Genomic DNA, 15,170 nt, shown 5'->3' with positions numbered 1-15,170 from the left:
AATTAGGGGAGGGCTACGATGGCGGTGTATCGTCGGGACGATCGGGCGGTTCACCGGGATCTACTGTGGCGTAAATTTCGGCTAACGGTGCGTCAATGTTGATGCTTTGGAATTGGGCGATCGCATCTTCGCCCTGATAACTTTGCAATAACCAGAGATTATTCTCAGCACGCCGAAACACATCCACCAAATACTCTTGACTACTGATTAAGACGTACTCCTGCAAGCTCGGCAAGGTGCGATAATCTTGAAACTTTTTGCCGCGATCGTAGGCTTCTGTGGACTTGGAAAGAACTTCAATAATGAGCTTCGGCGATCGAATAATATCCGGATCAGAATCATCCTCAGAATCACAGGTCACCACCAAATCGGGATAGAAAAACCGGGTATTGTTGACAAACCCCACTTTGACATCTGCCATAAAGGTTTCGCATTGAGACGATCGCAACCCCATGCGTAATAGCATTGCTGTATTGAGGCTGATGGTGTTGTGGGTTTTAGTCGTACCGGCCATGGCATAGACTTCGCCATTGATGTATTCATGCTTAATCTCGCTGTGGCGTTCCTGTGCGAGGTAGTCTTCTGGGGTGAGGTGGTGGGGGGATTGAGCGGCGATCATAGGATTCTCCTTGTCTATTGTGACGGGTTGCCAGGTCGTACATTGCTAAGGTCTAGGGTGGCGTAAACATCAGTTAAGGGCACTTCAAGATCAATGCTTTGAAATTGTGCGATCGCATCTTCGCCCTGATATGTTTGCATGAACCACCCCTGATCCATCCGTTGAAACACCTCAACTAGATAATCTCGAACACTGATTAAAACATATTCCTGCAAGCTCGCAATTGTGCGGTAATATTGAAACTTTTTGCCGCGATCAAATAATTCTGTAGATTCGGATAACACTTCAATAATGAGCTTTGGCTGAGTAATATAGGCGAGGGATGGATCATCATCTGAATCGCAGGTGACGGTTAAATCAGGATAAAAAAATTGTTTACCCTCGGCTAATTTCACTTTCATATCTGCGAAATAGGTTCGACAACTGGAACCGTGTAAACGATTTCGCAAGAGTAGATAAACATTACCGCTAATAATGTTGTGAAATCCGCCTGTACCCGCCATGGCGTAGACTTCGCCATTGATGTATTCGTGTTTGATGGGGCTGTGGCGTTCCTGGGCGAGGTAGTCTTCTGGGGTGAGATAGTGGGGGGATTGAGCGGCGATCATCTGGGTGTGCTTCCGTTTTTTCCTACTTTAACGGATGGGCAGGACGGCAGCAGCGCCCTAGAGACGACGGCGGAGGCGATCGAGGGCGTGGCAGGCGCTCATGTGGCGGATGGTGGCGCGATCGCGCTCTTGGCCGAATCGATAGTCAAAAATCTCCACCGTGCCATCGGGATGGGCGAGGCCGATATACACCAGCCCTACGGGTTTCTGGGCTGTGCCGCCACCGGGCCCCGCCACGCCGGTAATACTAATCCCCCAATCACTGCTGAACACGGCTTTTACCCCTAGGGCCATTTGTTTGGCAACGGGTTCACTCACTGCGCCTTGGTGGATCAACACTTCCGGACTGATACCCAGTTGGGTTTCTTTGACACGATTGGCGTAGGCGATGATGCCGCCGAGGAAATAGCTCGAACTGCCGGGATTGTCGGTGAATATTGCCCCTAAACCGCCGCCCGTGCAGGATTCGGCAACGGCCACGGTTTGGCGGCGATCGCTCAATAACGCCCCCACCGTCGAAGCAAGGGTCGCCTCGTCGGTGCCGAAATAGTCTTCCCCTGCGAGGGTGCGAATCTGAGCCGCCACGGGTTCAATCAAGGCGATCGCCTCCGCTTCCGACTCTGCCCGTGCCGAGACCCGCAGCCGCACTTCCCCGTTGGCGGCGTAGGGGGCCACCGTGGGGTTTTGGAGGTCAAATAATTCCGTAACCTTGGTGGCGAGGGTGGATTCGCCCACGCCCCAAAAGCGCAGCACCTGAGAATGAATAATCTGCTGGCCCCAGCCTTGGGACTGCAAAAACGGCACAGCGGTATCCTGCCACATCCGATAGAGTTCTGAGGGCACACCGGGAAAGGTGAGAATGGTTAACCCCGGTTTGGGTTGCCAAATCATGCCCGGTGCTGTGCCCGTGGGGTTGGGCAGCACCGCCGCGCCTGCGGGGAGGAGGGCTTGTTTGCTGTTGTTGGGGGTCATCTGCCGCCGCCGCTGGGCAAACTTTTCGGTGATGTCTTGGAGAATTTCGGGCCGTTCGGTGAGGGGGGTTTGGAAAAATTGGGCGATCGCTGCCGTGGTGAGATCATCGGGAGTCGGGCCCAGGCCACCGGTAAAAATGAGCAGAGAGGAGCGAGCGATCGCCACCTCCATCACCTGATGAATCCGTTCAACATTGTCCCCCACCACATTCTGAAAATAATGGGGCACACCCAACCGGGCAAACTCCGCCGCTAAAAACCGCGCATTGCCATTGAGGATTTCCCCCAACAGCAACTCCGTCCCCACACATATAATTTCTGCACTCATAATTAAATCTAGGATCTACCCCTAATTGCTGACATTACTACCACTGCGCCGCCACACTTGCCAGCCCGCATAGGCCAACAGCATCGTCGCCCCGATCGCATAGGCAGCCCCGCTCGGAATCCCCGAAAACGCTAGGGCCAAACTCCCCACCCAGAGGGTCAACGCATAGATAAACAACACCGTCAGCCGTTGGGAAATGCCCGCATCCAGCAGCCGATGGTGAAGGTGGCGTTTATCGGCAAGAAAGGGGGATTTACCTTGCCAGACGCGGGAAATAATCACCGCTGACATATCTAAAATTGGCACGGCGAGGATTAAGTAAGGCAGCAGCACTGCCGTGACTGCCGTGGTTTTCACCAAGCCAATCACCCCCACCCCCGCCAGGGTAAACCCCATAAAATACGATCCCCCATCCCCCATGAAGATTTGAGCGGGGTTGAAGTTGTAGCGTAAAAAGCCTAAGGCTCCACCGGCGAGGGCTGCGGCCAAAAGAGCAGCACCGGGCTGATCCATAAACAGGGTGACGATCAACATCACCACAGCGGCAATTCCGGAAACGCCGGCGGCTAATCCATCTAACCCGTCAATCCAGTTGATCGCGTTGGCCATGCCCACGAGCCAAATCACCGTAATCGGGAGACTGAGCCAGCCAATGTGCATGACGAGATTGTCAAAGGGCATGGAGAGAAATTCAATTTTGACTCCGATCTGCCAGGAGATGATCGCGATCGCCACCTGCATCGCCAACCGTGACATGGGGCTGAGATTAAACAAATCATCCGCCAAGCCAATCAGAAAAAAGCCCACACTCCCAAAGGCCACCCCCCAAATCCCGGCCTGTTCTGGGGCCGAGAGTCCTTCAAACCCCCCCAGTCCCCAGACAATCAGCACCGCGATCAGGGTGCTCGCAAAAATCGACACCCCCCCCAAGCGGACAATGGGTTGGCGATGGACTTTGCGTTCGTTGGGGTGATCAACGTGGCCACTTTTGAGTCCCAGGGTTTTGACCACAGGGGTGCTCCAGAGGACAACGATGGCGGAGACGAGAAAGGCAATGAGATGGTAAAGATGGAAAGACATCAAGTCAGGGGCCTAACCGGAGAGATCAGCTAAAATCTACACTAAATTGCCGCCTACGCCTAGCGTGATCCCCCTAAACCGCCCAAATCTCAGGGGATGAGCGGGGGTTCCCCTGAGCCTGTGGATTCTATTCTGGGTTGAGGGGCCTAGGCGAGGGCGGGCGTAGGCATGCGCAGGTGGGGATAGAGGGGGAAGCGATCGCACAATGCCCCCACCCGTTGGCGACAATCAGCGGCCACCGTTGCATCATCGGGGTTGAGGAGGCGATCGGCGAGGATGTTGGCGATTTCCGTGAATTCCGTCGCCCCCATGCCCCGCGTCGTCATGGCGGGGGAGCCTAAGCGCAGGCCGCTGGTGACAAAGGGGGATTCGGGGTCGAAGGGCACGGTGTTTTTATTGGCCGTAATCCGCACACCGCTGACCAGTTGATCGGCCACTTTTCCGGTCATGCCAATGGAGCGCAGATCAACCAGAATCAGGTGATTATCCGTGCCGTTGGAGACGATCTTAAAGCCGCGATCGACTAAGCCTTGGCCGAGGGTTTGGGCATTGGCGATCACTTGGGCGGAATAGGCTTTAAATTCTGGCTTCAGGGCTTCTCCAAAGGCGACGGCTTTTCCGGCGATCACATGTTCGAGGGGGCCGCCTTGGGTTCCGGGGAAGACCGATTTGTTGAGCTTTTTACCCAGTTCTGCATCGCGGCAGAGGATCAGGCCGCCCCTGGGGCCGCGGAGGGTTTTGTGGGTGGTGGTGGTGACGACATCGCAGTAGGGGACGGGGTTGGGGTGGAGTCCGGCGGCGACGAGGCCCGCGATGTGGGCGATGTCGGCCATGAGGTAAGCTCCGACAGCATCGGCGATTTCCCGGAATTTGGCGAAGTCGATGGTGCGGGGGTAGGCGGAGTAACCGCAGATGATTAGTTTGGGTTTTTCCCGTTGGGCGATCGCTAAAATTTCGTCATAATCGAGGGTTTCCGTGGCTTGGCTCACGCCGTATTGCACCACTTCAAACCATTTCCCCGACACATTCACCGGGGAGCCGTGGGTGAGGTGGCCGCCGTGGGACAAGTCCATGCCCATGATTTTGTCGCCGGGTTCGAGGAGGGTTAAGAAAACGGCGAAATTGGCCTGAGCGCCGGAGTGGGGTTGAACGTTGGCCATGGCGGCCCCGAAGAGTTCTTTGGCGCGATCGATGGCCAGTTGTTCGGCTTGGTCAACGAATTCGCAGCCGCCGTAGTAGCGTTTTTTCGGCAGACCTTCGGCGTATTTGTTGGTGAGGGCGGAGCCTTGGGCGGCCATGACGGCGGCGGAGGTGAAGTTTTCGCTGGCGATCAGTTCGAGGTGATCCCGTTGGCGTTGGAGTTCTTGGTTAATGATGGCAGCGATCGCAGGGTCAGTTTCTACCAAAAATTCCAGGTCAGTATTAGCCATAAGAGATAAAAAATTTAGGTATAGTGGAGAGATTTTTCATGATAACGCTGTTTCGGATTGGGGGATAGCCCATCTCACCTCAGATCCCATCCGTGAAGCTTGGTAGCAATGACAGCGGATCACCTCAGAGATTCGCTTAAAATTAAGGATGAGAAGAGTTAGCGATGCCCAAGGCATGGCTGTTGTCAGCACTTCATCATTGCGGAGGGGACTATGCTTGTGATTATGACAGAGACCCAAATTCTTTCACCCCAACAGGTGTGCCAAGGTTGTTTGTTAGCGGATCAACAGGGACGACCCCGTTGGCACCATGGCAAGCTGGGCTGTGCGTTGGTGAGTTGCGCCAAGAATGGAGCGGAATGCAGCGATCGCACCCCCGCCGGATATTACGAATGCCAAATGGGGTTTCGGCTCACCAACATTGATCCGGTAGATGCCTAGGATAACCCAGTGCGTTATGGTTAGGAAGGTTTTGATTGGGAGACGAACGGGATGAATTGGCGTGGCGCAACAACACGACAAGACCGGATTTTTGCGGCTTTGGTGTATTTGATTCCCATCCTAGAAGTGGCGATGTTGGGCTTTTTCCTGGCGAGTTTGTTTCCGCCCTTGGGACTGTTGTTGATCGGGCTGACCCCCTTGATGCAGGTTTATTTTTTCAATGTGGGGGGGTTGCCCCTTGTGGAGTTGGGCCTCTTTTTTGGGCTGTTCATCTTGGTTGTGCGCAATTCTCAGGTGTCCCATTTTCTGCGCTTCAATACGGTGCAAGCCATTCTCCTGTCGATTTTCACCTTTCTCTGTCGGTTGGTGCTGGATGTATTGGAGCTATCCAGCGGCTTGAGTGCGCCGTTGCTGCGTCCGACGGGGGCGAATCCAACGGCATGGTTAGGGGGCGGGTTAGAAAGTGTACTGTTTTTGGCGGTGCTGACGGCGGCGATTTTTGCGATCGCGCAATCCCTCCGGGGGCAATATGCAGATTTACCGATCGTTTCCGAAGCGGCCTATAACCAAGTGCGTTACTAAATCTCCCTCACTCTGAATTAACGCCACCTTAACGACGCTTCGAGGCGAGGGGACTCCAAAAAAAACCCTCAAACCAGCCCCGCCGCCAAAAAAAGATCGTTAAACAGAGCGCGATCGCCCCCATCACCCCCCAGCAGGCGGCATAGCCCCACCGCCAGCCCAACTCCGGCATATTTTCAAAATTCATCCCATAGACCCCCACAATAAACGTCAGGGGAATAAAGATCGTCGAGATAATCGTCAGGAGATTCACCACCTCCGACATCCGGTTACTCATCGCCGACATATAAATTTCCGTTAAACTCGCGGATAATTCTCGATAGGTTTCGACAATATCCAACAACTGGATCACATGGTCATAGCAATCGCGGAGATACACCTCCACATCCTGACTAATCAGGCCGTAATGTTCGCGAATCAGGCTATTAATCACCGTCCGTTGTGGCCAAATCGAGCGCCGCAGGGCCAACAGTTCCCGCCGAATATCATAGATTTTTTCGAGGGTTTTACGGGTCGGATTGGCGACCACCTCATCTTCGAGGCTGTCGATCCGTTCGCCGTAGTCTTCCAAGACCGGGAAAAACCCATCAATAATTGCATCGAGCAGGATATAGGCGAGATAGTCCGGGCCTGCTTGGCGAATTTTGCCGCGACCGTTTTGGATGCGATCGCGCGCCGGTTGAAAACAGTCCCGCGTCGGTTCCTCCTGGAATGTCAGCAAATAATGCTCCCCCAAGACAAACCCCACCTGCTCAATAAAAAACCCCTCCTCATCCGGTGTCGGCAACACCATCTGCACCACAATCAAGAGGTGATCGTTATAGTCCTCCACCTTCGGCCGCTGGGGCACATTCACCACATCTTCGAGCAGCAGCGGATGAAGATGGCAAATATACCCCACCCGCTTCAGCACATCCTCGCTGCCCAACCCCCGCACATCAATCCACGACACCGACGGCGTTTTTAAATAGGCTTGGCAGGTTTCCGGGGAAACATCGGGGTGGCGGGTGGCGTGCTCCGGGCTGTAGTCAATTAGCACCAGTTCCGACGGAATACCATCGGGATCAATCGTGAGCGTCCCCGGTTCGCTGCCGGGTGGATCAAAGTAATAGTCAAAATAATCATCTTCGGGATCATCCTCGTCAGGTTCGGGTATCCACTGGGTAGGGGTCTGACTCATGCGGAATTATGGGATCGAAGGGACAATTAGGGAGGTTCTTTCCAGCCTAACGGATTGAGCCTCAAGCACGAAATCTAGGCCAGGGAAGGAGCGGGCCTATTGAGCCGGAAACCGTCAGGGTCAGGGGGCGATCGCCGTCATTCGAGATCAAGATCGAGGGGGACTTTTTGGCCCAGGGTATAGCCATTCTGTTGAATCAATGCGTTGATATCTTTCACCCGTTTACCGGGCGCGGGATGACTGGCCAGGAATTGAACATTGGCCCCCGGTGTTTGGGCCAGACGGGCAAAAAAGTCCGTCGCGCCGGCCACATGGCCATAGGTGCGATCGAGTAACGTGAGGCCAAATTCATCGGCTTGGGTTTCCTGGGTTTGGGAAAAGCGAGCCGATCCCACTTGATTGAGAATCCGGCCCGAGAGGGATTGGAGGGCGCTGGCATCTCCGAGGAAAATGGCGATCGCTAACCGTAACGTAATCTCCCGCCCCAAGCCCCGCAGGTGATCCCGATTCGCAAAATGCCCCAACTCATGCCCCAGCACCATCATCAACTCATTTTCCGACTCCATCTCTGCCAACAATCCCTGATACACCAAAATCACATCCCCCGGCACTGCCGCCGCATTCACCGTTTCGTCAGGAATATAAAGGAGTTGATAGTCATGCACCGCCGCCTGTTCCGGGGGTAACTCTGCCTCAAGGCGATCGAGCAAATCATTCAAGCGATCCTGCGTCGTTGAATCCTCCGCCTCGGCCTCCAAGGCCGGAATAATCCACCGCCCTAACTGCCGTTCCGCCTCTGGGGGAATCATCCCAATTACCCCCCCCACCAATAGATTCAGCAGCCACACCACCACTAAAAACGCCCCCACAAACAGGGCCAATAGGCTCAATAACTCGCGTTTACGGGGGGGAGCATTACGATCTTCAGTCATCAATCATTTTGGAAACAACACAGCATTATTTTTCTTCAAGGCTACCTAGTGGACAATCAAATGTTTATTGACGGGTAGCCAAAGTCCACGATTCTTGCCTGGATGCTTTTTTATAAATAACTTACCCGTCATTGTCTTTTTGACTTAGCGCCAGACCACCTCAACCTCCATTTAACCTTCAATCATCTCCCATTAGCCCTGCCTTAACTTCGCACTGGCCGGAAGGGACTTAAAAAGTTCACCAACGGGTAAATATTGCGCGACTGAATCCAAAGCCGCCCCTCACCCCGGAACCGACAGACCAAACCCTCACCCCCTAAAATTCCCGTCCGCAGGCCTTTAAACGATAAGCCCCCCAACATTTCCACCTCATACTGCAACGACGATTCAAACGCCACCACATAGCCCGTATCCACCACATAATCCCCCGCCACCGGCACTTCCACAATGCCGCCATAGGAGCTAAACCACACCGACCCCTGCCCCGTGAGACGCAGTAAAAACAGCGATTCACCACTAAAAAAGCCCTTAAACCCTTGAAATTGGCTATCCACATCCACCGTGGGGCTACAGGCGACAAATCCCGACGACTGCACCATCAGAGCTTGATTATCGGTTAAAGCATAATGTTGCACATCCCCCGGCACACCCGGCGACACATAGAGTTGTCCCGCCTTGCCCTGGGCAGTAAACTCGTTCATAAAAATTGATTCACCCCCCACCATGCGTTTGATCCCCTGCATCATGCCACCCCGCACCTTGGTCGCCATGGTAATGCAACTATCCATGGCTGCCATTGCGGAGGCCTCAACCACAATGCTTTGATTCGCTTGGAGAGTGAGGACGAGGGCAGCGTAGGCGGGAGAATGCTCGATGTCGTAGACAAATTCGGATTTATTGAGTTCCATAGTCCTAGGCGGTGAACGATTTGGGGTTAACGAGGGGGCAGCTTACTACCGACAGCGCGACCGAAATTGTAGTTGTTGTGGGTTTGACAGTAGACTTTGCCGTTGCCTTTAAACCGACAGACAAAGCCTTCTCCACCGAGGAAAGCCCCCAACCAACTACCGCCCGGTTTGCTGATGGCAAAGGTGAGGCTTTTTTCAAAGGCGACGATGTGGCCCGTATCGACGATGTATTCGCCGTCTACGTCAATTTCGTAAATGCCGCCGAAGGAGGTGAGAAGGACTTGACCGCGACCGCTGATGTCAAGCCAAAAGAGACTTTCCCCGGAAAAGATCGATTTAAAGCCTTGGAAGCCGAGGTCAATGTCTACGCCGCTTTCGCTGGCGAGGTAGGAACCGGATTGAACCACAAGTTCACTCTGGCTCAGGTCATAGATCAGGAGATCTCCCATTAGTTTGGGGGAAAGGAAGATTTCGCCGGTAATGGGGGTACGAAAGACGCTGAGAAAGAGGGATTCTCCCGCGAGGACGCGCTTGAGACCGCCGAAAACGCCGCCGCCTTTGCCGCGTCGGAGGGTGGTGCTGGCGTTGATGTGGCCGCTCATGGCGATCATCGCTCCGGCTTGGGCGACGAGTTCTTCGCCGCCGATTAGGGTGATTTTTGCGATCGCACTATCGGGCTGATGTAGTAATTCAATCTCCATCCCGTTTGACTCCTTAGGTTTATCTCAACTTCGGACGGAGGAAACGCACCAACCCATCCACACTGCGGGACTGCATATAAATCACCCCCGTCCCTTTGAGGTGATTGACTAACCCTTCCCCAGAGGTCAACGAACCAATAATGCCCTTGGCAAACCGGACATTGAGCTTAATTTGCGGCTCGTAGGCGACGAGATGCCCCGAATCCACAATAAAATCCTGCGTGATTTGGCGTTTCGTCAAGCCGCCGTAGGCTCCGAAAAAGACTAAGCCTTTGCCGTTGCTTTCCACTTGCAACTTAAACAACCCTTCCCCTGCCAACCAACTGTTAAACCCCGCCCACTTCACCCCCAGCTTAATCCGGGCGGTGCTGGCGATATAGGCCCCCGGTTGCAGACAGAGGGCGGCCTGTTGTTGGCCATCCAGTTGAATCACTTCCATATCACCAATAATCGATTGGGTAAGGACCAGACTCAGCGGGCTATCGGTGCGATTGATAAAGGTATTGGTAAAGAGGGTTTCACCCCCAAAGCCGGCACGGAGCAGGGCGGGAATCAAACCGCCGCTAAATTGTGTGGTCATCGTCAACCCCGCATCCATACTGGCCATGGCTCCGGCTTCAGCAATGATACGCTCACCCGGATCAAGGGTGACGAAGATGGCAGCAAAGGCGGGCTTATAGCGGATCTCGTATTTCACCGCTGTATTACTCCTGATTGTGTGATTGCGTTGTCTTTCCCTGTTGTACAGCAGAGCGGGGAATTTCTCGGCCTTTTTTAAGAAACGCTACAGTTTGCACGCTGGGTCATGAGGGCTTGAGCGTGGCTCTGAGTTGATCAATTTGGGCGGGGGTCAGGCCGGTGAGTTCGATCAGGAGTTCGTTGGAGAGGCCGTTTTGAAGGCCTGCGATCGCCACCTGTTCTTTCGCCAACGCAATCCCCTCTTCGCGCCCCTCTTCGCGTCCTTCGTCACGAGCCGTATCAATCGAATTTTGCAAATCCCGATAATATTTCAGACTGTCTTCATAGGAGCGAACTTGTTCAGGGTTGAACTGGGCAATTTCCGCGACGGCAAAGAGTTTTTGAAAGATGGACTCTTGTAATGCGTCTGGAATTTCATCAATTTTCGTCAGATTGCGGAGGATGTAGAGCCACTTATCAAAGCGCGTTTCTAGCTCCTCTAAAGTTTTCGTGAACTTGGGCATTTCCAAGTAAATGAACGTGAGTTTATCATAAAACACTTTACAGGTCTCGATGTCCGTGAGCTTCACATCATAGCGATACTTTTGCGGCTCCTGTTTATCCTCGTCAAAAACAAAATCTAAGATTGCGATCGTGTAGATGGCGTTGAGTTGATAGTTCCAGATTCCTTGCTGGGTTTGCTCTCGGATGGGGAAGGTGGAATAGTAAACGGTGCGATCTTTGAAAAAGTTTTGCTTCGTTTTTTGCAGTTCAACGATGAACTTTTCACCGCGCTCGTTTTCACAGTAGAGATCAAAAATGGCTTTGCGGTCAAGACTTGTATCCCCCAATTGCTCATTTTTGATGTAGTTCAGACTGACGATCTCTCCCTGTTCCTCTCGCAGGAGTTCATTGAGAAAATCAAGGAGCAGATCTTTATTGGGTTCTTCACCAAAGAGTTTTTTAAACCCATAATCGGTGAAGGGGTTAATGTATTTTTCAGTGAAGTAGTACATCGAAATACGCTCCGTTAGAATAAAATCCCTTCATCATCGCTGACAATTTCCGCTTGGACGGGGGTGGCCTCTGGTTCAAAGTCGGGGTCATCGTCGGCAGGAGAAGCGATCGCAGCTTCGGTGACGATAGGATCAGCCTCGGAGATGGCAACGGGTTCGAGTTCCGTCGGTTCAGGGGCTGGGCTGCTACTGATTTTCGTCAACACCAACATTTGATCCACACAATCTACCTGTACCGTATCCCCTTCTCCAAAGGTATTTTCGAGGATTTTCGTCGCCATCGGATTTTCGAGTTCGCGCTGAATTGCCCGCTTCAGGGGACGCGCTCCATAGACGGGATCGTAGCCCGCTTCCACGAGGTGATCTTTCGCCGCTTCGGTGAGTTCGAGGGTGATACTTTGCTCATCGAGGAGGTTGCGGATGCGCTGGAGTTGGATCGTGACAATTTGCCGTAACTCTTCCCGTAACAGGGGTTTAAAGACGATGCGCTCATCGATACGGTTGAGGAATTCCGGGCGAAAATAGCCGCGCAGCAGTTCGTCCATGTCTTTACTGCCGCCAACGGTGCTTTTGGCGGTTGAGGGGGTGCGATCGCTCTCTGGCACCATTCCCGCCACAATCTCACGCAGCAGAGCTTCCACCTCTTGAGGGGTAACGGCTTCATCTAATTGCGTACCCACCTGGAGCAGGCTTTGATGTTGGGCTTGGAGGAGTTGGCCGATCCGTTGGCGGAGTTTATAGTCGAGTTCTTGCTTGACGGGTCGGGGGGGTGCGATCGCATTCTCCAGAATCACATCGCTGCCGATGTTGCTAGTCATCACAATAATCGTGTTGCGAAAATCCACCGCCCGCCCTTGGGAATCCGTGACGCGCCCATCATCGAGGATTTGCAGCAGGATATTGAATACATCGCGGTGGGCTTTTTCCACTTCGTCAAGGAGGACAACGGAATAGGGACGACGGCGGACGGCTTCGGTGAGTTGGCCGCCTTCTTCGTAGCCAATGTAGCCGGGGGGCGCACCCACAAGGCGCGAAACCGTGTGTTTTTCCATGTATTCCGACATATCGAGACGCACCATCGCGTCGTCGCTATCGAAGAGGAGGGCAGCGATCGCCCGCGCCAATTCCGTTTTCCCCACCCCCGTCGGCCCCATGAACAGGAATGATCCAATGGGACGATTGAGATCCTTCATCCCCGCCCGCGCCCGCCGAATCGCCGCCGACACCGCCGACACCGCCTCATTTTGACCGATTACCCGCTCGTGTAATTGGCCTTCGAGTTGCAGTAACTTTTGTTTTTCCGACTCCATCAAGCGCGTCACCGGAATGCCCGTCCAGCGAGCCACCACATCGGCAATATCCCCCTCGGTGACTTGTTCCCGCAGCAGGGCGCTGCCTTGGTTTTGGCGATCGAGAAATTCGGCTTCTTTGGCTTCCCGTTCTTGCTGGAGTTGTTCGCGCTCAAATTTGAGTTGATAGGCGCGATTTTGGTCATAGTCCCGCAGGGCGCGTTCTACTTGGAGACGCAGCTTATCTTCTTTTTCCTTGAGGCTGTTGATCTCCTCAAGCATTTGTTTTTCGGCTTCCCATTGGGCAGAGAGGCCGGTTTGCTTTGTTTCGAGGTCGGCGATTTCCTGCTGGATGCGGCCTTGGCGATCTTTGGAGGTGGGGTCGCCTTCGAGGGACAGTTTTTCCATCTGCAATTGCATGATCCGCCGATCGAGACTCTCCAACTCCATGGGTTTGGAGGTGATTTCCATCTTTAACCGGGCGGCGGCTTCATCAACGAGATCGATCGCTTTGTCGGGGAGGAAGCGATCGCTAATATACCGATGGGACAACGTCGCCGCTGCCACGAGGGACGAATCGGTAATCTTGACACCATGATGCACTTCGTAACGCTCTTTCAAGCCCCGCAAAATTGAGATCGTATCCTCAACGCTAGGCTGACGCACATAAACCTGTTGAAAACGACGCTCCAGGGCGGGGTCTTTTTCGATATGGTTGCGATATTCATCGAGGGTTGTTGCACCGATGCAGCGTAGTTCCCCCCGTGCCAACATCGGTTTGAGCAGATTCCCCGCATCCATGGCTCCGGCGCGATCGCCCGCCCCCACCACCGTATGCAGTTCATCAATAAACAAGATCGCGCCGCCATCGGAATGGGTCACCTCATGCAACACCGATCGCAGCCGATTTTCAAACTCACCGCGATATTTCGCCCCCGCGATCAGGCTGCCCATATCTAAGGAAACGAGTTGCCGATTTTTCAAGGATTCCGGCACATCCCCATTCACCATCCGCTGGGCGAGACCTTCAGCGATCGCCGTTTTCCCCACCCCCGGCTCCCCAATCAACACCGGGTTATTCTTCGATCGCCGCGACAACACCTGAATCACACTGCGAATCTCCTCATCCCGCCCGATCACCGGGTCCAGTTTCCCCGCCCGCGCCCGTTCCGTCAGGTCAATCCCATATTTCGCCAGGGCTTCATACTGTTCTTCGGGGTTCTGTTCCGTGACTTTTTGGCTGCCCCGCACGGCTTTAATCGTGGTTTCAATATCCTGGGGGTCAAGGTTGAACTTGCGAAACAAACGCCGCCCCAAGCGAGCATCTTCGGCGAATCCCACGAGCAAATGCTCCACCGCAATAAAGCTATCGTCCCAACTACTGCGAGAGGCCTCGGCGCGATCGAGCATCACATCCAAGGCTCGCCCTAAATACAATTGATCCACATAGGGAAACCGCTGTTGACCATTGACGAAGGTTTCAACCTGTTGTTTAAACGCCCCGATTTCAATCGCCGCCTTGTCGAGAATGCGCTTGGTTAACCCATCTTCTTCGAGGAGGGCCAAAATGACGTGTTCGACTTCAAGCTGCTGATTGCCACAGCGGCGGGCAACTTCCTGCGATCGCACGATCGCATCCCACGCCTGTTCTGTAAATTTACTCGCGTCCGTTGGCTGCATACTCCTCTTCGTGGGCAATTTAGCACCCTATTGTATCAGTGTGCTCGGTTCCAAGGTTGGGAGGGGTGCGATCGTGCTATCTAAACTCACCCACACTATTCCAACAACCAAGCAAATAAATCACCGACCGTTAACTCTAATTCTCCAGCAAATTCTGGAGCCGGCAAAATCAAGTCTGGCTCATCAAAAATCTCCGTTGTTTTGTTCGGAGCATATACTAAAACAGATTCTTCATACGGATTAATTAGCCATCCCATTTGAGTGTCATACTTTAAAGCATGAACAATCTTTTTGATTACTTTCGTTGGGCTTTGTTCCGGAGAAAGAACTTCAATCATCCAATCAGGTGCGATCGCAAAAGTACCACAAACTTTCCCATTTTTGTCACGAGAAATTCGCTGCCAAGTATAAACAGAAACGTCAGGAACAATCACTCTGCCTTCAAAGTTACAGCGTAATTCAGGGAAGGCACGAGCAATTTTTTTAGACCGAAGTGCTGCATTGATAAATGTTACGAGATCGCCTTGAATTGCACTGTGTTCTCCACTCGGCATTGGTTTTTGGATGATGACTCCATCAATATATTCGCTAGCTGGTTTGGTGTCAGGTTGTTGTAAAAACTCTTCGAGGGTGAGAGATTTAGTTAGAGCACTTACCATTTAAAATAACCGGGTTGTTTCACTAAATGTCCTATTCATCGTCATTGTAGCTCAGGTGTCAGGCAAGA

15 protein-coding genes are annotated in these 15,170 nt (G+C 53.2%); 2 read left to right on the top strand and 13 right to left on the bottom strand.

What is annotated here, in order from left to right; genetic code table 11:
* Positions 1-13: 13 nt before the first annotated feature.
* The 5 genes from SPI6313_RS10340 to glyA form a co-directional block, all read right to left on the bottom strand.
* Positions 14-619: a Uma2 family endonuclease gene (locus SPI6313_RS10340; RefSeq protein ID WP_072620927.1), complete on the bottom strand. Its 606-nt coding sequence runs from the start codon at positions 617-619 to the stop codon at positions 14-16.
* A gap of 14 nt (positions 620-633) precedes the next feature.
* Positions 634-1,227: a Uma2 family endonuclease gene (locus SPI6313_RS10335; protein WP_072620926.1), complete on the bottom strand. Its 594-nt coding sequence runs from the start codon at positions 1,225-1,227 to the stop codon at positions 634-636.
* 57 nt (positions 1,228-1,284) lie between these two features.
* Positions 1,285-2,526 carry a competence/damage-inducible protein A gene (locus tag SPI6313_RS10330; RefSeq protein WP_072620925.1) on the bottom strand — a complete coding sequence of 414 codons (1,242 nt, stop codon included), beginning with the start codon at positions 2,524-2,526 and terminating at the stop codon, positions 1,285-1,287.
* Between the two features lie 21 nt (positions 2,527-2,547).
* Entirely contained in the window at positions 2,548-3,606 is a 1,059-nt protein-coding gene (locus SPI6313_RS10325) for a glycosyltransferase family 4 protein (RefSeq protein ID WP_072620924.1), read from the bottom strand.
* A 146-nt stretch (positions 3,607-3,752) separates the two neighbouring features.
* Complete coding sequence (gene glyA / locus SPI6313_RS10320; protein WP_072620923.1) at positions 3,753-5,036, bottom strand: serine hydroxymethyltransferase; 1,284 nt, start codon at positions 5,034-5,036, stop codon at positions 3,753-3,755.
* A 213-nt stretch (positions 5,037-5,249) separates the two neighbouring features.
* On the opposite strand from glyA, the gene SPI6313_RS10315 reads away from it, so the two are divergent.
* On the top strand, positions 5,250-5,477 hold the full coding sequence (locus SPI6313_RS10315) for a hypothetical protein (protein WP_072620922.1): 228 nt from the start codon (positions 5,250-5,252) through the stop codon (positions 5,475-5,477).
* A 51-nt stretch (positions 5,478-5,528) separates the two neighbouring features.
* The gene (locus SPI6313_RS10310) at positions 5,529-6,059 is read left to right on the top strand and encodes a Tic20 family protein (protein ID WP_072620921.1); all 531 of its coding nucleotides are present in this window, start codon (positions 5,529-5,531) and stop codon (positions 6,057-6,059) included.
* A gap of 28 nt (positions 6,060-6,087) precedes the next feature.
* Here the strand turns inward: SPI6313_RS10310 and corA are convergent, their stop codons facing one another.
* From corA to SPI6313_RS10265, 8 genes are all read right to left on the bottom strand, one after another.
* Positions 6,088-7,239 carry a magnesium/cobalt transporter CorA gene (gene corA, locus SPI6313_RS10305; RefSeq protein WP_072620920.1) on the bottom strand — a complete coding sequence of 384 codons (1,152 nt, stop codon included), beginning with the start codon at positions 7,237-7,239 and terminating at the stop codon, positions 6,088-6,090.
* Between the two features lie 137 nt (positions 7,240-7,376).
* Positions 7,377-8,171, bottom strand: a complete 795-nt coding sequence (locus SPI6313_RS10300; RefSeq protein WP_072620919.1) for a M48 family metallopeptidase — start codon at positions 8,169-8,171, stop codon at positions 7,377-7,379.
* 203 nt (positions 8,172-8,374) lie between these two features.
* Entirely contained in the window at positions 8,375-9,079 is a 705-nt protein-coding gene (locus tag SPI6313_RS10295) for a TIGR00266 family protein (RefSeq protein WP_072620918.1), read from the bottom strand.
* A 26-nt stretch (positions 9,080-9,105) separates the two neighbouring features.
* Positions 9,106-9,780 carry a TIGR00266 family protein gene (locus tag SPI6313_RS10290; protein ID WP_072620917.1) on the bottom strand — a complete coding sequence of 225 codons (675 nt, stop codon included), beginning with the start codon at positions 9,778-9,780 and terminating at the stop codon, positions 9,106-9,108.
* Positions 9,781-9,799: 19 nt separating this feature from the next.
* Positions 9,800-10,477 carry a TIGR00266 family protein gene (locus SPI6313_RS10285; RefSeq protein ID WP_072620916.1) on the bottom strand — a complete coding sequence of 226 codons (678 nt, stop codon included), beginning with the start codon at positions 10,475-10,477 and terminating at the stop codon, positions 9,800-9,802.
* 106 nt (positions 10,478-10,583) lie between these two features.
* Positions 10,584-11,474, bottom strand: coding sequence for an Rpn family recombination-promoting nuclease/putative transposase (locus SPI6313_RS10280; RefSeq protein ID WP_072620915.1), 891 nt, complete (start codon positions 11,472-11,474; stop codon positions 10,584-10,586).
* Between the two features lie 14 nt (positions 11,475-11,488).
* Positions 11,489-14,443 (bottom strand): ATP-dependent Clp protease ATP-binding subunit, encoded by a 2,955-nt coding sequence (locus SPI6313_RS10270; protein WP_084668976.1) that lies wholly within the window; start codon positions 14,441-14,443, stop codon positions 11,489-11,491.
* 95 nt (positions 14,444-14,538) lie between these two features.
* Entirely contained in the window at positions 14,539-15,102 is a 564-nt protein-coding gene (locus tag SPI6313_RS10265) for a Uma2 family endonuclease (RefSeq protein WP_072620914.1), read from the bottom strand.
* Positions 15,103-15,170 lie beyond the last annotated feature (68 nt).

It is taken from the genome of Spirulina major PCC 6313 (genome assembly GCF_001890765.1).
GTDB classification, from domain to species: domain Bacteria; phylum Cyanobacteriota; class Cyanobacteriia; order Cyanobacteriales; family Spirulinaceae; genus Spirulina; species Spirulina major.
Note: the sequence above shows the minus strand (reverse complement) of the source record. Positions and strands in the feature narration are given on the sequence as shown.